At 52.0% G+C, this 21,695-nt stretch carries 28 protein-coding genes and 3 pseudogenes; 27 read left to right on the top strand and 4 right to left on the bottom strand.

The window, feature by feature from the left end:
* Positions 1-3: 3 nt before the first annotated feature.
* Positions 4-567, bottom strand: a complete 564-nt coding sequence (locus CHM34_RS07090) for an RNA polymerase sigma factor (protein ID WP_094263884.1) — start codon at positions 565-567, stop codon at positions 4-6.
* Positions 568-750: 183 nt separating this feature from the next.
* Complete coding sequence (locus tag CHM34_RS07085) at positions 751-945, bottom strand: helix-turn-helix domain-containing protein (RefSeq protein WP_094263883.1); 195 nt, start codon at positions 943-945, stop codon at positions 751-753.
* A 400-nt stretch (positions 946-1,345) separates the two neighbouring features.
* On the opposite strand from CHM34_RS07085, the gene CHM34_RS07080 reads away from it, so the two are divergent.
* The 27 genes and pseudogenes from CHM34_RS07080 (at position 1,346) to CHM34_RS06955 (ending at position 20,505) form a co-directional block, all read left to right on the top strand.
* Positions 1,346-2,158 carry a hypothetical protein gene (locus tag CHM34_RS07080; protein ID WP_141201650.1) on the top strand — a complete coding sequence of 271 codons (813 nt, stop codon included), beginning with the start codon at positions 1,346-1,348 and terminating at the stop codon, positions 2,156-2,158.
* 170 nt (positions 2,159-2,328) lie between these two features.
* Positions 2,329-2,496 carry a hypothetical protein gene (locus CHM34_RS19265; protein ID WP_169713636.1) on the top strand — a complete coding sequence of 56 codons (168 nt, stop codon included), beginning with the start codon at positions 2,329-2,331 and terminating at the stop codon, positions 2,494-2,496.
* A 70-nt stretch (positions 2,497-2,566) separates the two neighbouring features.
* A complete protein-coding gene (locus tag CHM34_RS19260) occupies positions 2,567-2,743 on the top strand; it encodes a hypothetical protein (protein ID WP_169713635.1) in 177 nt (58 codons plus the stop codon).
* 75 nt (positions 2,744-2,818) lie between these two features.
* Complete coding sequence (locus CHM34_RS07070; RefSeq protein ID WP_094263880.1) at positions 2,819-3,031, top strand: hypothetical protein; 213 nt, start codon at positions 2,819-2,821, stop codon at positions 3,029-3,031.
* A gap of 71 nt (positions 3,032-3,102) precedes the next feature.
* Complete coding sequence (locus CHM34_RS07065) at positions 3,103-3,912, top strand: hypothetical protein (protein WP_094263879.1); 810 nt, start codon at positions 3,103-3,105, stop codon at positions 3,910-3,912.
* Positions 3,913-4,161: 249 nt separating this feature from the next.
* On the top strand, positions 4,162-6,426 hold the full coding sequence (locus CHM34_RS07060; protein ID WP_240511913.1) for a DNA polymerase: 2,265 nt from the start codon (positions 4,162-4,164) through the stop codon (positions 6,424-6,426).
* A gap of 44 nt (positions 6,427-6,470) precedes the next feature.
* The gene (locus CHM34_RS20170; protein WP_094263877.1) at positions 6,471-6,743 is read left to right on the top strand and encodes an HNH endonuclease; all 273 of its coding nucleotides are present in this window, start codon (positions 6,471-6,473) and stop codon (positions 6,741-6,743) included.
* A 13-nt stretch (positions 6,744-6,756) separates the two neighbouring features.
* A complete protein-coding gene (locus CHM34_RS07050; protein WP_240511912.1) occupies positions 6,757-7,836 on the top strand; it encodes a hypothetical protein in 1,080 nt (359 codons plus the stop codon).
* Positions 7,826-8,329, top strand: a complete 504-nt coding sequence (locus tag CHM34_RS07045; protein ID WP_169713634.1) for a crossover junction endodeoxyribonuclease RuvC — start codon at positions 7,826-7,828, stop codon at positions 8,327-8,329. Before CHM34_RS07050 ends, CHM34_RS07045 begins: the two co-directional genes overlap by 11 nt.
* Positions 8,330-8,472: 143 nt before the next feature.
* Positions 8,473-9,117 (top strand): hypothetical protein, encoded by a 645-nt coding sequence (locus CHM34_RS07040; protein WP_169713633.1) that lies wholly within the window; start codon positions 8,473-8,475, stop codon positions 9,115-9,117.
* Between the two features lie 266 nt (positions 9,118-9,383).
* Positions 9,384-11,066: pseudogene (locus tag CHM34_RS07035) on the top strand (ribonucleotide reductase barrel domain-containing protein); the annotation flags it as partial.
* Positions 11,067-11,174: 108 nt separating this feature from the next.
* Positions 11,175-11,396: pseudogene (locus CHM34_RS20165) on the top strand (PhoH family protein); the annotation flags it as partial.
* Positions 11,377-11,676 carry a DNA ligase LigA-related protein gene (locus CHM34_RS07025; RefSeq protein WP_094263874.1) on the top strand — a complete coding sequence of 100 codons (300 nt, stop codon included), beginning with the start codon at positions 11,377-11,379 and terminating at the stop codon, positions 11,674-11,676. The pseudogene CHM34_RS20165 and the gene CHM34_RS07025, both read left to right, overlap by 20 nt.
* 18 nt (positions 11,677-11,694) lie before the next feature.
* A complete protein-coding gene (gene dut, locus CHM34_RS07020; RefSeq protein ID WP_094263873.1) occupies positions 11,695-12,279 on the top strand; it encodes a dUTP diphosphatase in 585 nt (194 codons plus the stop codon).
* Positions 12,280-12,515: 236 nt separating this feature from the next.
* Positions 12,516-12,725: a hypothetical protein gene (locus CHM34_RS07010; RefSeq protein WP_094263871.1), complete on the top strand. Its 210-nt coding sequence runs from the start codon at positions 12,516-12,518 to the stop codon at positions 12,723-12,725.
* A 10-nt stretch (positions 12,726-12,735) separates the two neighbouring features.
* Positions 12,736-14,271 carry a DNA cytosine methyltransferase gene (locus CHM34_RS07005; RefSeq protein WP_094263870.1) on the top strand — a complete coding sequence of 512 codons (1,536 nt, stop codon included), beginning with the start codon at positions 12,736-12,738 and terminating at the stop codon, positions 14,269-14,271.
* On the top strand, positions 14,268-14,393 hold the full coding sequence (locus tag CHM34_RS19965) for a hypothetical protein (RefSeq protein WP_276207685.1): 126 nt from the start codon (positions 14,268-14,270) through the stop codon (positions 14,391-14,393). Before CHM34_RS07005 ends, CHM34_RS19965 begins: the two co-directional genes overlap by 4 nt.
* Positions 14,362-14,502, top strand: a pseudogene (locus tag CHM34_RS19805) (FAD-dependent thymidylate synthase); the annotation flags it as partial. The gene CHM34_RS19965 and the pseudogene CHM34_RS19805, both read left to right, overlap by 32 nt.
* 61 nt (positions 14,503-14,563) lie before the next feature.
* A complete protein-coding gene (locus CHM34_RS06995) occupies positions 14,564-15,742 on the top strand; it encodes a DNA-methyltransferase (protein ID WP_094263868.1) in 1,179 nt (392 codons plus the stop codon).
* A 5-nt stretch (positions 15,743-15,747) separates the two neighbouring features.
* Positions 15,748-16,461, top strand: coding sequence for an FAD-dependent thymidylate synthase (gene thyX / locus CHM34_RS06990; protein ID WP_094263867.1), 714 nt, complete (start codon positions 15,748-15,750; stop codon positions 16,459-16,461).
* A gap of 134 nt (positions 16,462-16,595) precedes the next feature.
* A complete protein-coding gene (locus CHM34_RS06985) occupies positions 16,596-17,012 on the top strand; it encodes an excalibur calcium-binding domain-containing protein (protein WP_094263866.1) in 417 nt (138 codons plus the stop codon).
* 177 nt (positions 17,013-17,189) lie between these two features.
* On the top strand, positions 17,190-17,795 hold the full coding sequence (locus tag CHM34_RS06980) for a hypothetical protein (RefSeq protein WP_094263865.1): 606 nt from the start codon (positions 17,190-17,192) through the stop codon (positions 17,793-17,795).
* A 64-nt stretch (positions 17,796-17,859) separates the two neighbouring features.
* Complete coding sequence (locus tag CHM34_RS06975; RefSeq protein WP_094263864.1) at positions 17,860-18,177, top strand: hypothetical protein; 318 nt, start codon at positions 17,860-17,862, stop codon at positions 18,175-18,177.
* 91 nt (positions 18,178-18,268) lie between these two features.
* Positions 18,269-18,619: a hypothetical protein gene (locus tag CHM34_RS06970; protein WP_094263863.1), complete on the top strand. Its 351-nt coding sequence runs from the start codon at positions 18,269-18,271 to the stop codon at positions 18,617-18,619.
* Between the two features lie 205 nt (positions 18,620-18,824).
* Positions 18,825-19,217, top strand: a complete 393-nt coding sequence (locus CHM34_RS06965; protein WP_141201649.1) for a hypothetical protein — start codon at positions 18,825-18,827, stop codon at positions 19,215-19,217.
* Positions 19,218-19,350: 133 nt separating this feature from the next.
* Positions 19,351-19,608: a hypothetical protein gene (locus CHM34_RS06960; protein WP_094263861.1), complete on the top strand. Its 258-nt coding sequence runs from the start codon at positions 19,351-19,353 to the stop codon at positions 19,606-19,608.
* Between the two features lie 363 nt (positions 19,609-19,971).
* Positions 19,972-20,505: a hypothetical protein gene (locus CHM34_RS06955; RefSeq protein ID WP_094263860.1), complete on the top strand. Its 534-nt coding sequence runs from the start codon at positions 19,972-19,974 to the stop codon at positions 20,503-20,505.
* Positions 20,506-20,544: 39 nt separating this feature from the next.
* Here the strand turns inward: CHM34_RS06955 and CHM34_RS06950 are convergent, their stop codons facing one another.
* Positions 20,545-20,760, bottom strand: a complete 216-nt coding sequence (locus CHM34_RS06950; RefSeq protein WP_094263859.1) for a hypothetical protein — start codon at positions 20,758-20,760, stop codon at positions 20,545-20,547.
* The gene (locus CHM34_RS19545) at positions 20,760-21,695 is read right to left on the bottom strand and encodes a peptidoglycan-binding protein (RefSeq protein WP_206093756.1); all 936 of its coding nucleotides are present in this window, start codon (positions 21,693-21,695) and stop codon (positions 20,760-20,762) included. Before CHM34_RS19545 ends, CHM34_RS06950 begins: the two co-directional genes overlap by 1 nt.

Here is a 21,695-nt window from a genome sequence, read left to right as displayed (position 1 = left end):
TTATTACGTCCCTTCTTTGCTTGCTTCTAAAAGCCTTCGAAGTTTCATCTTCGCCAATTTCACACGACTTTTTATAGTTCCTAACGGAATCCCGGTTGCTTCAGATGCTTCCTGTTGGGTAAGCCCCTCAAAGTAGACCAATTCGATAATTTCTTGTTGGTCATTGGGTAACTTTTTTAGAGCAGACTTAATCCGTTGCTTTAAAAATTTCAACTCTACCTCACTTTCTAAGTGTACACCTAAGTCGGGAGTGTTTACAACCTTATCGATTGATACCTGTTTGGAGTTTTTCGCCTGCTTGAGCCGGTCTAACGCGGTGTTTTGACAAATTCGTAACAACCATGACGAAAATTTCGATGAATTGAAACGATTGTATTGGTGGGCTCTTGTCCATAGCTTCATGAATACGTCTTGAACAACCTCTTCCGCTTCCACGCTTGACCTTACAAACTTATAAGCCAGAGCAAAGGCGATACGTTCATAGCGGCTGTATAACGCTTTGAACGCGTCGAAGTCCCTTTCCATAACGCGTCCCATAAGCTCGTTATCTTCTAATCTCTCTAGCAACGTACGCCCTCCCTTTCTTCCCTTTGAGTGCGAGTACCTACATTCTATCACTTGATGGGTTAGGGAACAAACGTTCTTTTTGTTTGTCTAAAAAATCTTCCGAATATGTAATCCAAATACGTCTTTCCGTCGTGTTCTATATACAAACATAAAAAAGGACGGGCCTTATAGCCCGCCGCTATTCTATTCTATTCGTACTACTTTTTCGATAGGGGCGTCTAGGTATTTGCACAGCGTCTCGATAGTCGATAGCTGTACCGATTCCCCTTTTCGGAATTTTGCCGCAGTCCTTGACGAAAACAGGTTCGCATTTAGGAGGTCTATAAGCTTGGCGTCTTTCTCTTCGAGCGTATTGAAGAGGGGTTCATAAGAAATCATTCGGTGTTCCTCCTGGGTATTTTCTTTATTTGAAAATAAGAGGTATCAATAGTAAAAGAAAAAAGGATTTACCTTTGTAAACCTAATCGCTCATATTGCCCAAAAATGCGGGTTTTACAATCGTAAATGTAGTGATATGCTGGTCTCACGTCTCAAATGGTAGGCGAAAAACCTGACGATAAAGTTAGCGAATAACCTTTCGAAAACGGGATTTACCTTTGTAAATCTATGGTTTCCTGCGCCCAAAAACAAATATAGCACAAAGTTTTACGAAAGTAAACACTTCATGACAAAAAATTTACGTTTGTAAAACTCGCTCGTCGTGTGTCTAGAGGAATTTACCTTTGTAAATCCTGGGCGTCCTATGCCCACAAAACCAAACGAAAAGGAGCTCGATATTATGAAGACTTTCAAGCTCGGTGCTCGGAACCATAAAGGACGTAAGGTTGCTGACTTCTACGAAGCTTATGTTCACGGGGATGATTACGCGGTTGACGACGCGGTTTCCGTTCTCGCTCCTTACGTGGAGGACGTCGCGTATGATGGTTTTCAGGTTACAGGCATTCCCTCGGAGGAGTTCGTATCTTATATGTACGAGGCGGTTTTCCGTGCATTCGAAAACTATGAGTATATGGGAGCGTCGTTTACTACGTTTCTTTCTCAGTACGTAAATAAGGCCGCCGTCGACGTTAAGACGGGCCGCGTTGTGGGCGGTAGCGCTAACCACTATAGAGTGGTGACGCTCGCGGAGTCGAACGACGGGTCGGACCCGGATAAGCACGAGCACGTCAGCGGAATCCAACAGACGGACGTAAGGCGATGCGTACCCGTCCTTGCTAACGGCCATTTGTCCGCGAATCACTTCACGGAGCTTGGGGACTCCTGCGATGTAGAGAACGACGTGGTGAACGAAATGATGGCGGAAAAAACCCGCTCGATAATTTTTGAGCTGGTAGAGAGTGCGCCCGATAAGGACCGTAAGCTTTTGCGTTACGTTGTCAAAGAGATGCTCGACCGTCCGGACCTGTCGCTTAACCGAATCGCTGAGAGGTATGGGGTCGACTTTACAACGGCTAAGCGAGCGCTCCGCCGCCTCGGCAAGCGATGGGACAAAGAATCCTTCGGAGATAAAGAGGACTACATGTACCCATCCTGTCGTCTTAAGCCCGGAAAAAAGACCAACGGTACCTCCGTTCCTCGCATCGATGCCTAGTCGGGGGAACCCCCTGTCTAGGATTGACGACATACAAAAAGTATATACCGCTTTTAATTGTATACATCGAAAAAATGTTTTTCAACGGGAAAATATCTCACGAAAAACTGTCGGAAATACGAAGCGGTTCCCCTTTAAGGATACGTAAGACAAAAGAAAGGATGATAAAAATGGGCAACCTTTTCGCCATTCGCGACATGGATGAGCAATACGACGGCCGATATCCCCTCGACGACATGGACTCCGATTTCTACCTTGACGAAGGCGCGGACACGCATATCGGGGACGACGAAATGAGCCGGGAGTTATTCCGGCGACGGTGGACGGCCGGGATTTAATCGGACCCCGAGAGGTCGAGAACCTAGTCGCCCATCGTCGCGGGCATAGTCCCGAAAGGAGGATTAGCGGATGGCTAAATTCGCGAATATTACGGGGCTCGTTCTCGGTTTTATTTTATCGTGCGTCCTGTTTGTTAGCCTGCTGGAGCACGCGTTCGAGCACCCGGAAGTCCTCGTAATTTATCTCCTCTGGCGCTTCGTATGGGACATGACGAAGCAGTTTAACGAGGAGGTTAAACGCCGCTAAGCCGGTCGAAGGGCATCCCTACGGGGGTGCCTTTTTGCGGGTTTAGCCCGAAAACCCAAAAGGGGGGGCCGTTCTATGGAAAGTATCTTTATCGGTATCGTTCTGCTCGGTCTGTCTTACGCGCTTTTTAAGGCGGTGGACGCCTCGGCGGAAGCGTTCGCTCATATGCAAGTCTACCACGGAAAATACGCTATGTCCTATCACTTTGCCGGGACGGTTCTAACTATGCTTACGGTCCTTTCTCTGTTCGCTGGTGTTTTCTTTATTATCGCCGGTATTGCGGGTTAGTCGGTCGAAGGGTCTCCGCCGGGGACCTTTCCGCGGGCGTGGCCCGAATACTTAGAGGAGGAATGCCATTAATGGGTATCCGTGACGCATTGAAGAAACGGGAAGAGAAGCGGGAAGAAATTCGCAACAACACCGATAAGCCGAGCGACCTTCCCGAGGGAGTAGGCCGATTTATCCGTAACAACGAGCTGAACGACGAAGGCCGGACGTTCGTTATCCTGGACGACCCGGACGACTGGTACTTCTATTTCGTACACGAGGACTTCCAGTATAAGCCCTACGAGGTTTTCGTTAAAAAGCATACTTGCATCAACTCTCCGCGGGGTTTAGGTAGCGCCCTGGAGAACTTCGAAAAGAAAGACGGGAGCAAGTGCCTTTCCTGCGCCGCCGGAATTAAGCGGAAATTGTACTTTATGGTCCGCTTGTATGACGTTGAGCACGATTGCTTCCGTATCTATGACGCGAAGGAGTTTCACGCCCAGAATCTCGTCTCCGCTTACGACAAAATCGAAAAGACCGCTCGGAAATTCAATAAGGAATACACTCTGGTCGGTGATGTTGTGCAGATGATGAAAACCAGCGACGGTAAATCCTTTACGTTTGATACCGCTGACGATGTGGAGCTTACCGAAGCCCAGCAAGCGAAGGTTAAGGAGCTCCTGGCGGAAAAGCCGGACTACGAGTTCCTGGGGAAATTCCGCAATGAAGAAGATATTCGAGGCATTATCGCGGAGGCCGCCGAGGGCCACGCTGATAAGTCCGTACTGGGTCAGGCGTCCCCGGCTACCGTTAAGTCCGACGACGCGGATAAGGCACTCGCCGAGGATGTTAAGCCGGTCGCGGAGTCTGACGACAAGAAAGCCGACAACCTGCCGTTTTGATTCCCGCCGGGGCTGACGCCTCGGCTATTTTAATTCAATTTTAAGGGGAGTACGCTTATGCGTAAATTCAAGGTGGGGGATAAAGTACGGGTTACGGCGCAGGGAACTCACTTCGCGATAATCCGGAGATGGTTACGGTCGAGGCTTACAACGCTAAGCGCGAAGATGAGCTCGAAATGCCTCACGCTGTCGAGCTCGTAGCCCCGGTCGAGCAAGTTATCAATTTAAGGTAGATAAGGAGGTATGCGAATGACCGCGGAGGAACGTAAACAGCGTATCGCGGCGGTTCAGGAAAAAAAGAAAGCGGCCCAGGAAACCCTAGAGGAAGCCTGGGTCCGTATTTTTTCTTCCAAGGTTACCAATAAAGACCGTGAACGCCTGGACGAGGTTAAGGAGGCCATGGACCGCGGAGAGCTGGAGCGGGACCCCGCGGATATGTACACGAAGAAAGGGGCCCTTAAAAAGTTCTCCAAGGCGGAGGCCTTGCGACTATGGCGTAAGCTTATGGATAGCCAGAGGGAGCAGAAGCTTAAGGAGCTCGTAGAAAATACGCCGGACTCTTACCGCCTAATTACCATGGCGGAGGAGTTCGGTCTTTTTCTTTCTCGTATGAAACAGGAACCGGTTATCGCGTTGGATACGGAGACTACCGGCCTCGATGTTTACGAGGACGTTATCGTTGGTATTTCGGTTACCCTGCCGAACCGGGGAGAGCACGTCTATATCCCGGTCGACCATACGGGACCGGCCAGCGACCAGAACGACAACCAGAAGCGGGTACGTATCGAGAATCAACTAGAACGGGATTACGTCCTGGAAAGCCTGCGGCCGTTCCTGGAGTCCGAGCATGTTGGAAAGGTACTTCATAATGCGGTTTATGACGCCCATATGTTTAAGCGGCACGGTATCGAGCTCCGGGGGATTATGTGGGACACCCAGTCCGCTATGCATCTCCTGAACGAGAACGAACCGTCCTACCGCTTGAAGGACCTGGCGACGAAGTACCTCGGGGAGCCGTCCGATACCTTCGATACGCTGTTCAAAGGCCGTTTCGATACTGTTCCGTTAGATGTCGCGCTGGCTTACGCGGCAAAAGATACAGACATTACGTACCGTATGTACCAATTTCAGCGGGAGCATTTGGGGAAACTGCCGCGTCTTCTGTCGTACTACGAGAAAATCGAGGTTCCCCTTATCGAGGTCGTTATCGAGATGGAGCGCGCAGGGTTCGTTATCGATACTGATTTCGCCTCGGAGTTCGGGGAACAGCTCTCGAAGGAGATTAAAGAGGCGGAAGCTGAACTCGAAAAGCACCTCGGACCGATTAACCTTAACAGTCCGGCCCAGTTATCGGAGGCCTTGTTCGGCAAACTTAAGCTCCATCGTAAGCTCCCCGTCCGGGAACAGAAGAAGCCGAGCACGGATAAGAAGACGCTTAAGAAGCTGGCTAGCGAGCATCCGGCTCCTAAGTTGCTCCTCGAATATCGGGATAAAGTTAAATTGTACGGAACGTACGTCGAAACCCTTCCGAAACAGATTAAGACGGACGGGCGGGTCCACGGTTCTTTCCTACCCGCATCTACGGTTACCGGTCGGTTTTCTAGCAGGTCTCCGAATTTACAAAATCAGCCAAAAAGGGCCCGTAAGCTGTTCGTCGCTCCTGAGGGACAGCTCATACTCGGTGCGGACTTCAGCGCTCAGGAGCCGCGTTTGCTGGCTCATTTTACGGAAGAGGAGGACCTTATCCAGGCCTACGAGGAAGGGAGGGACCTTTACTCGTACCTGGCTTCGGAGGTTTTCCGGATTCCAATTGAGGAATGTGGGGACGGTTCTAAATACCGCAAAATGATGAAAATGGGTTTACTTGCCACGATGTACGGTACGGGCTCCAAGACTCTCGCGGAACAGCTCGGAATCAGTGCGCAAGAGGCGGAGGACTTTATCGCCGAGTTTTATAAGAAATACCCGAAGGTAGCCGCGTGGATTGAGGGAAATAAGAAGGAGTGCAAGGAGAGGGGATACGTGGAAATGCTCGGAGGAGGGCGTAAGCGCCGTCTCCCGGAAATCTGGAGCCGTGACGAATGGCAGGTATATCGGGCGGAACGGCAGACCACTAACGCAAAAATCCAGGGCTCGGCGGCTATCCAGACTAAAATCGTGATGCTCGCACTCCATAAATGGGCTAAGCAGAAACGGGCCGAGGGACGCCGGTTCCACATTCTCGCCAGTATTCACGACGAAGTCCTGCTCTATGTTCCTCGTGACATTACTATCGAAGAGGTTTACGCTATCGAGGATATCATGGTAAACACCGTAAAGCTTAAGGTCCCGTCCGCGACCGATATCGAAATCTCGGAACGTTGGGGAGAATCGGCTAAATTTGACCGGGTTAAAGGTTTGTGGGTTTGCGGATTTAAAAAAGATGGCCAGGAATTAACGCTGGAGCACGCAGACGCGGAATACGTCCTCAAGCGTAGGCAGGACGGAATTAAAGCCGGTTGGGAGGTTATGTAATGAGAAAATACCCCTGACCGGAGGAGGATTTGCCCTCGTGGACGATGATATGTACGAGGAGCTGTCCCGATATAAATGAGGCGCAACCGGAAGATATTTTTGACCACATAAACGGTACTAAACTCGATAACCGTAGGGAAAACCTGCGGAATGCTACGAAATCTCAGAACAACAGCAACCGCGGCCCTCAGGTCAACAACATATCGGGCTGGGGCGGTTATTTTAATTGCAAACACGAGGCGGCCCGTGAATTTAACCGCCTGGCGTCGGAAGTTTTAGGAGAATACGCCTGGGTTAACAAAATTCCTAACGAATAAGGAGGAATGCCTTTTGAGTAACGGCCTGCGAGCGCGGCTACACGAGGAGAACGAGCGGAAGGACCGAGGTAACCGAATAGAAAAGGAATTTATGGAGCAGATGGATAGGTTTTACGCCTCTCCGTCTGCTTCTTTTTATGACGACGAACTGGAGCGCCGGTTTTACGAGCAAAAAATCCGGCATGTAGGCTTTAAGCCGTACCCGAAGGATGGGGTTATCACGTTCGGGGCTTCGCAGACTTCAAAATGCGACCGGGAAATCTACTATAAATATGGCGACGCGAAGCCGGAGAAATCGGACGACCTGCCGCATAGGGGGCGACAGCGTCGGCAAGGTACGGCTATTATCGACTTCGTCCAGCTCGACCTTATTCACATGCCTAAGCGACTAGGCGGCGACTGTAAATTCCGTATCAAGGAGACGAAGGACGGGGAGTATGCGTTCGAGGACGCGGCCGCCCATCGTCGGGTCTTCGACGTTACCCTGGGGGACGGTTACGTTAGTCGGTTCGCTATTTTCGCGAAGCCGGACGGAATCATGGAATACGAAGGGGATAAGCTTCTTTTCGAATATAAGACAAAAGCGTCCGGTATTAAGTACATGAACCAGAAACTAGACTACCAGGGAGCCCAGGAGGACCACCTGCGGCAGGTGACCGCGGAATCCCTGGTGTTCGGTATCAACGAGGGAATTATCCTTTATGAGTCGACGCAAAAACCCGCTTGGTTTTCCGACGAGGAAAGTAAGTCCGTAACCAAGGGCAACAAAACTTGGCGAGAGGGCCAGCCAGTCCCGGATATGCGCGCCTTCTACTTTAAGATTACCCGTAATATGCAGGAGGAGCTCCTAACCGACCTAGCGCGTCAGGCCCGAAAGGTTTACGAGGACGAGGCGGCTCCGGAGGTAACGCCGGAGATGACGAGTAAGTGCGGATTCTGCCCGTTTTGGGAGCATTGTCATAGTGAATTGACTGCCGATAATGTCGAAAAACTACGCGATGCAGACTCGCGCTACGAAGTGTCTAAGTTCGCGGGCAAATACAACCACAAGAAACTCCGCGTGTACCTGGAGGCCGTCCCCGATGGCCGTTAAACGATATCTCGGTCTCGACCTGTCGCTAACGAGTCCGGGGCTCGCCGTGGCGGAAATCCGCCGCGGTAAGATTAATCTCGTACACCTGGACACGCTTAAGACCTCGAACAAGTGGGACGAGGGCCAGCGCTTCGACCATGTCGCGGCCTGGCTAGCATGCAAGTTTTACGAGTGGGGACCGTTCGAAGCAGTTGCCCGCGAAATGGCAGTTGGGAGCTTCAACGCCCACATTAACCGCTCTCTGTTCGGGGTGAGGGCCATGTCCGCGCATGTCCTACGGGGAACCGGTACGAAATTCGCGGACTACACGCCTTCCTCCGTGAAAAAGGAAATCGGAGGGAGCGGTAAGGCCGGAAAGGACGCCGTAGAGGCCGGAGTGCTTCGGTACTTCCCCGATACGGAGTTCCGTGGAGATGACGAAAGCGACGCGGTCGCGGTGGTTCTTACGTATCTGATTCGTGAGGGGGTTATCAATAGACTGTCGGAAAAATGATTTTCACCCCCTTTAAGGATATGTAGGGCGATACGATGCCTCCTCCTTAGAGGGGGTTTTACATATCGAAAGGAGGTGGCGCTAGACCCTACGTTAGTTTATCGAATAACAGCACGAAATTAAAAGGAGGAAATACCGAGCGCATGGAAACCGTACAATTAACTAGAGAATTTCTCGCAAAATACCCCGACTTCCCCGAGCATATGCCGGAGCTCGGGCGTTTTGTTTATTACAGGACTTACTCCCGTTGGCTTCCGTCCGAGGGACGTCGGGAGGTATGGAAAGAGACCGTAGCTCGGTCCGTTCTGTATAACGTAAACCTGGCCGTTAATCATCTTACGAAACTCGGTTATCCGGTCGACTTGAGCTACTACCAGCGGGAAGCCGAGGAACTGTTCGACGCGCAGTTCAATCTCCGACAGTTTCTCTCCGGCCGCACGCTCTGGGTAGGCGGGGCGGAAACGGGAGTCGCCGATAAGTACCCTCTCGCTAACTTTAATTGTAGTTTCGTTAACATTAGCAAGTGGGAGGACCTCGGAGACATCTTCTACCTTTTAATGGTAGGCACCGGCTGTGGATTTAAAGCCACTAAGGAGATGGCCCATAACCTGCCGCCTATCCGGACGGACGTTAACGTCATTCATAGCCCGTATAAGCCGCTTCCGAAGGAGAAGCGCCTGGAACGTACGGCCATCCGGATACTGGATAACGGGTACGCGAAAATCTACGTCGGAGACAGCAAAGAGGGTAAACGACTTGCCCCTTTCGCCGGTAACGGCGGTCGATAACCTGGTGAACGCTTAGCCTAGCGGTGTCCGCGTGGCGATAGTTTGGAGCAGGAAATGGCTTCTTAACTCGCGGGCTAACAGGGGAATCCGAAAAGGACAATCCTGTGCCAAGCTTTAAACGCAAACCCCAGCTATATATGGAGGTTTGCGGATAAAGAAGGTGCAACGACTATCCGAAAGGAGTAGGGCGGGGGACAGGCTACCGCTCGAAGCGCCAGGCACCCCTCGGGGTGATGATATAGTCTAAGCGGGAAAATTCCCGTTTGTGGTCGGAGGCTCTCGTCGAGTTCCTGCGGCTGTTGACCGACAAGAAGTACGCCGGGGTCCATACCGTTAAAATCTCGTATCATAGCGTACGGCCGAAGGGTGAGCGGCTGAATACGTTCGGCGGAACGGCTAGCGGCCCGGAGCCCTTGCGCGAGATGTTCGAAGGTATCGACCAGGTTCTGAAGAACGAAATCGACCCGAACCTGGCCCCTCTGGAAGTCGTCGAAGAAGTCGACGGAGCCACTTATGGCTGTGTCCGTCCGATTCATATTCTCGATATGGGTAACCTTATCGGAAATAACGTAGTCGTCGGCGGAGTACGCAGGACGGCAGAGATTTTCCTCTTTGATGCTGACGACTACGAGTCCATGTTCGCGAAGTACGGAATTAATGGTGTATGGGACGAGGAACAGCATAAGAAGGTTATCGCGAAAATGGAGACGGCGGGAGTACCCGTTCCTAAGTGGATGCGCGAAATCAAGCTTATGGACCCGAATGCTCGCCCGCTCCACCATCGGAGAATGTCTAATAACTCCGTGGCGTTCACGGAGAAACCGGAGCGAGAAATCCTTAATCTGATTTTCGAAATGATGCGGATGGAAGGCGAGCCCGGATTCGTAAACCTGGAGGAGCTGTCCCGCCGACGACTGCGTGGTATGGGTATTACGGAACCGTCCCGCGAGCTGTTAGAGGCGACTATGGCGTATATCGGGATGAATCCTTGCGCCGAAATCGCCCTCGCTGGCTACGGGGTGTGCAACCTTACGACGGTTAACGTGGTCCAGTTCGTTCAGGATGGTCGCTTAGATGTCGAAGGCCTGCTCGAGGCCCAACGCCGGAGCGCCCGTGCTGGTCTCCGTATGACCTTAGCGGAAATGGAGCTCCCGCATTGGGATGCCATTCAATCCCGCGACCGCCTGCTCGGTACCTCGGTTACGGGGTGGAAAGATGCTATGGCAATGGTCGGAGCGGAAAGTGACTTCGAGAGTAAGGTTATGCGCCTTATGCGCGAAGCCGCCCGCGAAGAAGCCGACCGGTACGCCCGCGAGTTACGCGTTACCGCTCCGCTTCTGGTAACGACGGTAAAGCCCGAGGGTACCATTTCGCAGGTAGCCGGGGGCGTCTCGTCTGGTCTCCACTATTCGCACGCTCCGTATTATATCCGCCGTATTCGGATTAACGCAGACGACCCGCTGGCTAAGGCCGTGGTCGCAATGGGGTGGAAGGCGAGCCCCGAAGTCGGAACACCCGGAGAGACCCGCGAGGAGCAGATGGAAAACGCTCGTACGCTGGTTATCGATTTCCCGGTCGCGTCCGGGGCGAAGGTAACGAAGGACGATATTTACGTGGGGGACCAGTTCGAGACGTATTTCGCCTTCCAGCGTAACTATACCGAGCATAACAGCTCGAATACGATTCACGTACGGCCGGACGAATGGGATACGGCGGAAGGAATCGTATGGGACCGTTGGGATGAGTTCGCCGCGGTGTCCTTCCTGGCTTACGACGGAGGTTCCTATCAGCTCGCTCCGTACGAAACCATTACGAAAGAACAATACGAGGAACTGGTAGCTAAGCAAAAAACGTTCGACCCTGCTACCCTTCGCGAGTTCGAGAGCGGAGAGGACTTCGACCTCGGGGCCGATGGGTGCGAAGCGGGAGGAGCGTGTCCGATTCGTTGATGGAGGCCTTCGGGTCTCCTTTTTCATTTACCCACTACCGAAAGGAGAAACGCTCATGCCCCTACCGTCGCAAAGCGAAATGTTTTACGGTCTCGGCTCGACGAGGCGCAAAACTTTACTAAGAGCGATTTACGGAAGGTCTTAACGCAGGTCCACGATGACGCACGGGTTATCCTTATCGGGCATACCGGCCAGTGTGACCTCCCTAACCCGGAGCGGTCCGGATTCGCTCCTTATATCGAGCATTTCCGGGACAAGGATTACGCGAAGGTTTGCGAGCTTACTAACTTCCGCGGAAGGTTGGCGAACGATGCCGACGAAATCGACTAACGAGATACTAGGGCTTATTCGACGACGTCGGCGGCAGGTTCTCATTCACTCGTTTCTCTATTACCGGATGAATACGAGCATAGTTTCCGACGGCCAATATGACGGATGGGCGCGGGAGCTGGCCGAACTGCAAACGAAATACCCGGAAATCGCCGCCGAAGTAGAATACGCGGAATACTTCGCGGACTTCGGCGAGTCGGTTACCGGTTTCGATTTACCCTTACACCTGCCGGAGGTTGAGCAAGCCGCCCGGCGGGTTCTTTATTTACACGAAAAATAACAAGGGGGAATTACGGGTATGAGTGGCTACAACTATCCGGAGCGGGAGTACTACAAGCAGAACAGGGCGGGCCAGTGGGTTAAGAAGCCCTACGACGTACGGGTAAAGGTTAAGAAGGTTAAGGAGGACGCTGTTATCCCTCAGTACGCGACGTACGGTTCCGCCGGGTTCGACCTGGTAGCCGCGGAGGACGTCGTTATCGAGCCGGGAGAAACTAAGCTGGTACCTACCGGTCTGGCTTTCGAAATCCCGGTCGGATACGAAATGCAAGTACGTATGAGGTCCGGTATCGCTAAACGGACTAACCTTCGCCTCCCTAACGCGGTAGGTACTATCGACTCGGACTACCGCGGGGAGGTTTTTATGATGTTCGAAAATACCATTTTTTGCGGCCCTCTCACTCAGGTATACGACATAAACGGCGTAGCGCCTCACGATGATATCGCCCGTTATAGAAAAGGTACTCACCTTATCCGTAAGGGAGACCGCGTAGCTCAAGGCGTTATCGTTCCCGTTATGCGTGCGCTGTTCGTCGAGTCCGACGAGCTGTCCGGTACCAAGCGGGGAGAGGGCGGATTCGGGAGCACTGGCACGCGTAAATAAGGAGGGTCTCCATTATGTGGGACTGGTTAATCGAACGGCATAACCGGAAGCTAGAACGCGAGAAAAGGGAGGCGCAGGAGGGAAAGCGTAACCGCTTCTTTCCTTGGACCTGCTATAAATGCGGCCGTATGTTTCCACCACAGGAGCCTTATCACGAGGAAATATTCGTCGCCGAGGGTGATATGTGGAAGGAAAAATATTGTTTCCGTAAGGACTGCAAATAAGGGGGACACGTAATGCTCTATCTGTTAATTTACTTCTTTATCGGCTTGGTGCTGGCGGGCCTGGTTGCGCCTAAAGCCATCGAGAATGCACTTGAAGCGAAGGGGGTGCCGGAGAGTGAGCACGCTAAATTTTACGTGGTAGGCTTCGTTTTCTTGGCGGTCTTTATGGCGCTTCTCTGGCCGGTAGTTATAGTTACCGCCTTCTATCGAGCCGAGGGTTAGGAGGGAAAAGATGTTAGCGAACCACTACGGATTTGGTCTCCGAAATGATGAGGAGCCGTTCGCGCACAAAATACCTCCGGGAGGGAATTGGCGGTCATTATCCGAAGACGAGCAGCGCGATTTCATGAAAGGCGCATATAAAAGCGGCGGCGGAAAAAGCGGATACCTTCGCCGTTTTTCTTGGGATGAACCGTCGACTACTATCGTTACTTCTCCGATGTCTAAGGCGACTTGTTATTTACATCCCGGTTTGTTGCCGGAAAGGGGCGCATACATGAAATATAACGTAACACCCACACAACCCCGCAACGGTTTAACCGTTGCGGAGTTGTTCTGCGGGGGCGGATTGATGGCGGTCGGACTGAAAGAGTCCGGCTTTAATATTGTCTGGGCGAACGATTTCGATAAACGGGCGGTTCAAGCATACCGCCATAACCTCGGCGGTCACGTCGTACATGGCGATATTACTACGATTGACCCTGCGGATATTCCCGACGTAGATGTTATCGCAGGTGGACCGCCTTGCCAGGACTACAGCGCGGCCGGCAAAGGAGCCGGAGAAGAAGGCGAGCGAGGTAAGTTAGTTTTCGCATACCTTAACATTATCGAGAAGAAGCAGCCGAAAGCTTTTATATTTGAGAATGTTAAGGGGTTAATCGGAAAACGGCACCGACATACCTTCGATAAGCTCCTCGAAGAGTTCGACCGTATGGGGTACGCGGTTAGCTGGAAGTTGATTAACGCTTGGGATTATGGTGTCGCACAAAAACGAGAGCGGGTATTTATCGTCGGGGTTCGTAAAGACTTCGGCTTTTCTTTTGCCTTCCCGAATCCTGAGCCGGAGGACTACCGAACAAAAGTATTACGGGATGCTATCGGGGATTTACCGGAGCCGGAAAAACAAGTAAACGGAGGACGGAGTAAAGCAAAGTTTAGAGGAGACGGCAGTCAAGGGGATAAGCTGGTAAATCCGTGGAACCCTTCCCCAACTATCCGTAGCGAGCACCACGGAAATATTGAGGGATTCGACCCGTCGTTAATAAATCACACTGGTTACGGACTGCGGAACGACGAAAAACCATGGGCGCTTAAGATACCGCCCGGTGGAAACTGGCGCAGTTTAAGCGAAGAAGAACAGTTGGAGAGCTGGAACGGGCGAATTCCCAAAGGCGGCGGAAGTACAAACAGGTTACGGAAAAGAGACTGGAACGAACCGGCGGGAGCCATTACCACCACGCCGATGCAAAAGCTGTCATGTCAGCTTCACCCGGGTGTCCCTGTGAATCATACCAAAAAAGACTGCTGGACACCGAAAAGCGGACAGCCACAGCATCCCGACAGGGCACCCAGACGGTTCACGGTGCGGGAATGCCTACGCATTCAATCCGTACCGGACTGGCACGTATTCCCCGACGATATTAGCCTCAGTGCGCAATATAGAATCGTGGGGAATGGCGTGCCGTCCCGCGTGGCGTGGTATTTGGGGCGTGCTCTTGCGGAACAGATTAACGAAAAATTACAAGAAAAAGAGGGGGAAACCGAATGAGTCGTACGGAGCTTAACGTAACGCTTATCGGATATACTCAAATGTCGGAGAAATTCGCTCAGAAACTGGTGGAGGAGCTAGAACTGGAGGTCCCGCCATACGTCGATGGTCGAGCACCTTAATTATACGTTCGCTATCGAAGGTCTTTCACGCTCTGCGCTCGCTCAACTTACGCGGCATAGGCATATGAGCTTTTCGGTACAGTCCCAACGGTACGTAAAGTTTGGGAGCTGGTCCGGAACGATTGTTAACGGCCATATCGAAAAACTTATCGAATCCAAGGGGGAGCTGAATGAAAAACGTAGTGCTTAACGGCGATTGTCTCGAGGAGATTAAGAACATGCACGCCGATAGTATCGACGCGGTCGTAACGGACCCGCCTTACGGGCTCGGCAAAGAACCAGATATAACGGAAGTACTGACGAAGTGGCTGGCCGGTGAGGACTACGAGCACCGGGGCGGAGGGTTCATGGGGAAGTCCTGGGATTCCTTCGTTCCGGGGCCGTCCGTGTGGAAAGAGGTTTTCCGCATACTGAAGCCGGGCGGTCACGTCCTATGCTTCGCAGGGACGCGGACGCAAGACCTCATGACGATATCCCTGCGCCTGGCCGGGTTCGAAGTGCGGGACGTTATCGAGTGGCTTTATTTCAGCGGGTTTCCGAAGAGCATGGACGTGGGGAAGGCGTTTGACAAGCGGGCGGGAGCGGAGCGGGAGGTTATCGGCCAAAAACTAACCGCCTATGACGGGAGCGTAAGGAAGCCTAATTTCAATCACAACAAAACGTGGGACCCAGTTAGCGGAAGCAAATACAACGGATTCGGGACGCCCATTACGTTACCCGCCACCGACCTTGCCCAAAAATGGGATGGATGGGGGACGGCGTTGAAGCCCGCGCATGAGCCGATTATCCTATGCCGGAAACCGTTGGGCGGGACGGTATGTGATACGGCGGAGCGGTACGGCACCGGGGCTATTAATGTGGATGGGTGTCGGATTGAATTTACTGACCCGAATGAAGACACCAGAAGAAATTCACGTGGAGGGGAAAATGGTTTGACTGGAACGCCGACTTTTAAAATCAGAGAACGTAAAGTCGAAGATTTCAAGAAACCGGAAGGACGTTTCCCCGCTAACTGCATCACCCTTGAAGATGGCCAATTTTATAGCAAATACTTCAACGTCACGACGCAGGAACTGAGTAAAAAAGCGAGCAAGAAAGACCGAAGCAGAGACTGGCGCGGGAAGAAAACGTATAACCGCAATACCCATCCGACCGTTAAACCTATCGACCTTATGGCGTGGTTGGTCCGACTCATCACACCGCCGGGAGGAATCGTTTTCGACCCTTTCGCGGGGTCCGGTTCGACCCTCGTAGCCGCAAAGCGCGAGGGTTTTTATTATGTCGGAATTGAACGCGAGGAAGAGTACGTCGAAATTACGCGCGCCCGCCTGGGCGAGCAGGGGGAGTAATTCGTATGGAAATTATCGAAATCAAAGGGAAGCCCACGGTAAAGGTTCTCGACAAAGGATACGTACGAATGGTTGACACTATGGGCGACGACTTAACTGTCGTGAATGCCGCTCGTGTGTCTTACGACAAACAAAAGGAAGAGCTGGACGAAAGGGACGAGAGGCTTATCCGGTTCCTGGCACGTGAGGGACATACGTCTCCCTTCCGGCATGCTTCCCTCCAGTTTGAGATTTACGCTCCGTTAATGGTCGCGAGACAGTGGTGGAAGTACGTAGTGGGGTCGAGTCACCAGGACAACATGGTCGCCTGGAACGAATCCTCCCGCCGTTACGTCACGGAGGAGCCCACGTTCTATATTCTCGCTCCGGATGAGTGGCGGCAGGCTCCGGAGAACAGCAAGCAGGGGAGCGGGGACCCGGTCGATACCGTAGATGGGATAGAGATTTCTGGAAAATTAATCCGATTCATCAACGAAGGCGAACGTTTGTATCGCGAAGCCCTTGAGGTTGGTATCTGCGCGGAGCAGGCCCGCCTGTTCCTCCCTGCCTACGGGATGTACGTCCGCTGGTATTGGACCTCGAGCCTCCAGGGCGTCGCCCACTTCCTGAACCAGCGCTTGGCTCATGACGCGCAAAAGGAAATCCAGGGGTACGCCCAAGCTGTTGACGTCCTGGCCCGTAAAGACTTTCCGCGTTCCTTGGAAGAGCTCGTAAAATAACCGTCCCGCCCATTGCGGCGGGGCCTTTTATGTATCTGCAAGAAATGCGGAAATTTTTTCTCTAAAATGGACAGAAAAATACCTTGTCCTTCGAATAACTGATATGGGAGGGGTTAACTTAGGAGGTAATAGGTTTGAAAAAGATAGCCGGAATCGTATCCGCTTTTTTACTCGTGTTTGCTCTCGCTCCTGTGTCTGCGTTCGCGTCTCCTGCCGACAAGAACTGTAGCGACTTCTCCGCCTGGGAAGATGCACAACGGTTTTACGAGGAAAACGGAGGCCCTGCCAAGGACCCGCACGACTTGGACCGCGATAACGACGGCCTGGCCTGCGATACCCTCGCGGGCTTTGTTCCGGACCACGAGCCGGGGTCGTTCGTCGGTGACGGCGACAGTTCCGATGATTCCAATGACTCCGACAGCGGCAAGGAAGAAAAAGGCGGGGAAATGCCCAAGACAGCTACAAACGATATAACCCTCTCCTTGGTGGGCGGGGTTACGGCACTTTCCGGTCTTGTTCTCTATTTCGTCCGTCGTCGCGTCGAGCAGTAACAAAAATACTTACCCTCCCAAAAGGGCAGGCCCGAAAGCCTGCCCTTTTCGTAATACATATGCGAAAAATGATACGAAAATAATTTCGAAAAAGGGTTTACAAATGTAAATGCCGATGATATTATGAAGATGTCAGCGGGACACCGCGGCAAAACTTATCCGAAAGGACGATGTAAAATGAAAAAAGTTTCTTTCACTATCGAGGCAAAGCGGTATTTCGAGACGGACGCGGAACGGTTGGCGGAGGTGAAAGACGGAGATTTGGTGTTAGTGGAAATCGATTTTGACCAGGAGACAACAAACTTCACCGTGTACCCGGAAGACGAAAACCCCGCCAACTTCCCGGCGGAGGAAGATGAGTTCGACGCGGTAGTTGAGGCGTTCAAAGAGGAAATCGAAGAAGCGAAAGAAATACAAGAAGCACGCGAAGAGGAGGAAAAGGAAATGAAAATGAAAATCATCAACCTTACCCCTCACGACCTGACGGTTCAGCACGAAGACGGGACCCGGACAACATTTGAAAAGGCAGAGACACCGGCCCGAGTAGCAACCTCGCAGGAAAAAGTTGACGAAGTCAACGGAATCGAAATAGTTTCCCAAGAATTTGGGGAAATCGAAGGTTTACCGGAACCGCAGGAAGGAGTCGTTTATTTGGTCTCCTTCATCGTCCGGACAGCCGCCCAAAAGGAGGGGCGTACGGATGTTCTTTCCCCGGACACATCGAACGACGTCATCCGGGATAAGGACGGACAAATCGAAGCCGTTCGTCGATTCGTACGCTGAATCCCACGGCCCGCCGGGAGCCCTATCCCGGCACACTAAATTTAAACGAAAGGATTGAGGTATAGTGAAATATCAATTGAGAATCAAAATTGGAGAAGAGTTGGAGTTCGATTCGGGAGGGTATCAACCATACGAAAAGGCGGCGTTTGCCTTGTACGGGCAGATGGATTCCGCTCTTGACGAGAACGAGGAGAAGTTCGACCGCCTCCCCTTTCCTTACTTGCCTTTGTGGCTCGAAGTTATTTCGGAGGAAGGGAAAAGGGAAATTTTTGAGGTGGACGAAGTCCACGGTGTAGACGAATTGTTCATCAAAACAGCATCTGCCTTGATGAATGTCCCTCGGATTTTACACAGATACTGGGAGCCCACGAGTCTGTCATGAAAGACCTCACCGAGGTCTGACCTTGCTACTGCCCATCCCACTGGGATGGGCGGAATGGAGGGCCAGAAGAAGAAAAAGAAAGGATGGTTGGATGAAAACATACAAAGAAAGGTACGAAGAGAAATTGGAAGAGATATATAAAGAACGAGAAGAGTATAAAAAGAATCGCGAAGAACTGTACAGAAAAAAGGAATGGTGGACAAAGGCCGAAAAAATAGCCCAATGCTCGACGATGGCGGGGGCGGGGGCTTGTATTGCGGGACTCAACCTAGCTTTATTTGAAGGTATTTTCCTTCTTTATTTCATATCCCCTTTACTTTTGGTGGCCCCTTTGGGGGCTGTACTGGGGTGTGAAAAATACAAACAGATTCGGAGAAGAGAAATAGAAGAACTCCGGGATGAAACACCTTTTTGGATTTGGGTAGGGGTTGAGGATGACTAGTAGGTTGGCCAAATACTTAACGAAAGGATGATTTGAAGTAGCCGGGGCCGCCCATTAAGGGCGGCTTTTCTTTCGAAAAATAAACCGAAAAAAATAACGAAGGAGTGTTTACAAATGTAAATGTAGATGGTATTATAAAGATGTCAGCGGGACACGGTCCCGCGGCGGCATCCCTCCGGGGAAGCGACGCCACGACCCCGCGAGGGTGAGCGCGCCAAGGAGGGATAAACCAAAAACCAAACTGAAAGGAAGATGTGAAATGATGACTCTGGTACTTATGGACAACGCGAAGGTGCTGGCCTTCTACGACGAGGACGGAGCATTCCTGGGAGAGCGGGAGCGTACCGAAGCCCTGCACACTCTCTTCGAGGATGCCGAGCGTAAGCTGTTCCGCCTGGAGCTGGAGGAAGACGTCGAATACTCCACGATTTCCGTAGAGGAGTACGACGGGGAGTACGACGTGGTCCGTAACGACTGGGTCTACCTCACCAACGGCCGTAAGGACTTCCGTGACGATAACCTCCGTACCTACAAGCGGGAATATGCCGCGGTGGCCTTCGCCTACAAGCAAGGGCTCCCTGTCTCCCTGAACTACTGACATGGGGGGCATCTTCGGGGCCCCTATTATAGAAAAACTATACGAAAAATTCAACATTAGGGTTTACAAATGTAAATGCAATTGTTACTATATACTCAACGAAACGAAAAACAACCCGAAAGGATGACACGAAATGAAAAAGCCGCAGGAAATGACTAAAAAGGAAATGTACCAGGAGCTCCGGTATCTGCGCCGAAAAATGAAGGAAATCACGGAAGACGGATTCATCTACGGAAACTGGCCTTTGTTCTATAAGTTTCGGGGAAGGGGGTTCGACCTTATCCAGGAGCTGATTAACCGAGGAACTAATAAAACGTTCTACCGCAAAGTCGCTCCCTGGTACAGGCAAGAAGAGCTAACGGAAAACTGGATTAAGGCGAACGAACGCTAAGGGAGGGCCCTTGCGGCCCTTTATATCGAAAAACTAAGCGAAGGAAAATAAGCATAAGTGTCGCCGGGGATGGTACGACCGGTAGCCCTGTCGAGCCCCTACGAGGCAGAGGTTGGACAAGGTTTTTCATAATGGACTAAAAATCCGATACCGTTTCGAATAACAAATAGAAAGGGAGGTTCGTTAATGTATCAACATAAAATTATTCTTTTGCCATGCCGCTCTAAAAAGGGCATGAAGGAGTCGGCCGAGGAGCTCGATAAACTGTCCGCGGAGGGCTACGAGATTGTATCGACCACTGCAACAGGTCCCGCAGTATGTTCGTAACGCTCCATAATAACGTTTACAGAGGGGGATGTTTCTTTGTTTAAGAAATTCGTTACTGCTATTACGGCTGTCGCAGGGCTTGTCTTGTTGGTAGGGTGCGAGGAAACGGAGCCTACGGGTAAGACCGACCAAACGGCCCAGACTGAAAAAGAGGAAAAGAAGGAAGAGCCGAAAAAGGAAGAAAAGTCGAATCCCGCTCCGGCCCCGAAAAAGTCCGAGAAGGACGTTATTAAAGACGACCTTACCGGCACCCCTATGCCTTCCGGTAAGGTCGAAGAGGTCAAGGTTAACGAGAACTTCGGGACCGAAAAGGAGGGGGACTATATCGCGGTCGTGTTTATTAACCAGGACGACGCCGCTATGGGTTGCCCCGACGTATACCAGTCTATGGCCGCCGTTGTTAACGCTGGTTTCGGTTCTTCAAAGGACTTATCTACTATCTCGATGAAGTCGAAGCAGAGTGGCGCCGTAGTCGCATCCCTGGAGGTTAGTCGGGCGGAGTTTGACGCGGCCGGAGAAAAGTTTAACCGGTATAATATCTCGGATAACCCGGAAATGAATTGCCGTTAATATGTACGCCCCGCCCTCGCGGCGGGGTCTTTTTTTTTGTTATTCCTGCTCGTCTTCAGGTTGCGCGGGGGCTTGAGGCGAGTTACCCTCGATTATCCCGGCGAGAATCAGTACCCCGAGGATGGCGTTAACTACCTCGTTATACTGCTCTTCAACAACGGAGACTCCGAACGCTTGCAGAATCATAAATACCAGAGAGGCGACGGCCACCCATAGAGATTTTCTACGGAGACGAGGTTTAATTTTTTCCCACATTAGAGCAACACCCTTTCGATTTCGATTTTAATTTCCTTGTTGTCGGACTCCAGGGACTCACGGACTACCTCTACGACTTTATCTATGACATTATCATCCTTCGCAAAGGACGCGACTTGCTCGCCGTCAACCTTAACGCGGTGGTATTCGGTCTTAGGTTCTGGCTCATTCTCTCCCGGAGCGGAAGCCATAAGACGCTCCCACGTAACCGGACCAGGGTACCCGTCCGCTCCCGCACCGCTCCAGCCTTGCGCGCGCTGGAAAGCGGCGCAGGCCTTACGGTCAACCTCGGAGAATGTCGGCCCGGCTCCGACTTCGTAGTAGTCGCCGTATCCGTGAGCGATAAGACGCTTACCGAGCAAGGTAACCGCGGGGTGGGATTGACCGATGATAAAGGCGGCGCGACCAGGGAAGGACTTTCCGTCCCATTCGGCGGGCTGTGCCTCGCCCTTGTAATGCGCCTCTACCTTCGCGATGAACCGGGACCAGTGGTCGAGGATTTTACGCGGGCAATGTTTCCCGCTCCATTTCTGGTGGGGGACGACATGCGAGAGCGGGATACCGTGCTTTTTCATGAGGTAAGCGGCCAGCCATGCGCCGTTATCCTCGGCCTTAGCGTAGTTACCGTCGGAATTTTCGCAAATCTCAATGGAGAGGGATTTACGGTTACCGGTTCCGCTCCCGCCGTCTCCCGCGTGCCAGGCGTTTTCATTGTCCGGGATATGGTGCCATGCTTCGTGGTCGTCGACGGTATAGTGCCAGGAGGCGGTCCGATTATTCCCGCCTGCCAGGAGTCGAGCGTGTGCCTCCGCGTCGGCTCCAGCGCTGGAGTTTGCGGTGTTATGAATCGTGATATACTGCGGATTCATATAGTAGCCGGGCCGGGTCCTCGTGTTACTCTTCGGGATATACTTCGTATAAATCGGTACAGACAA

The sequence above is a fragment of the Paludifilum halophilum genome, from assembly GCF_002245355.1.
GTDB lineage: Bacteria > Bacillota > Bacilli > Thermoactinomycetales > DSM-45169 > Paludifilum > Paludifilum halophilum.
This window is presented reverse-complemented; position numbering and strand designations above follow the sequence as displayed.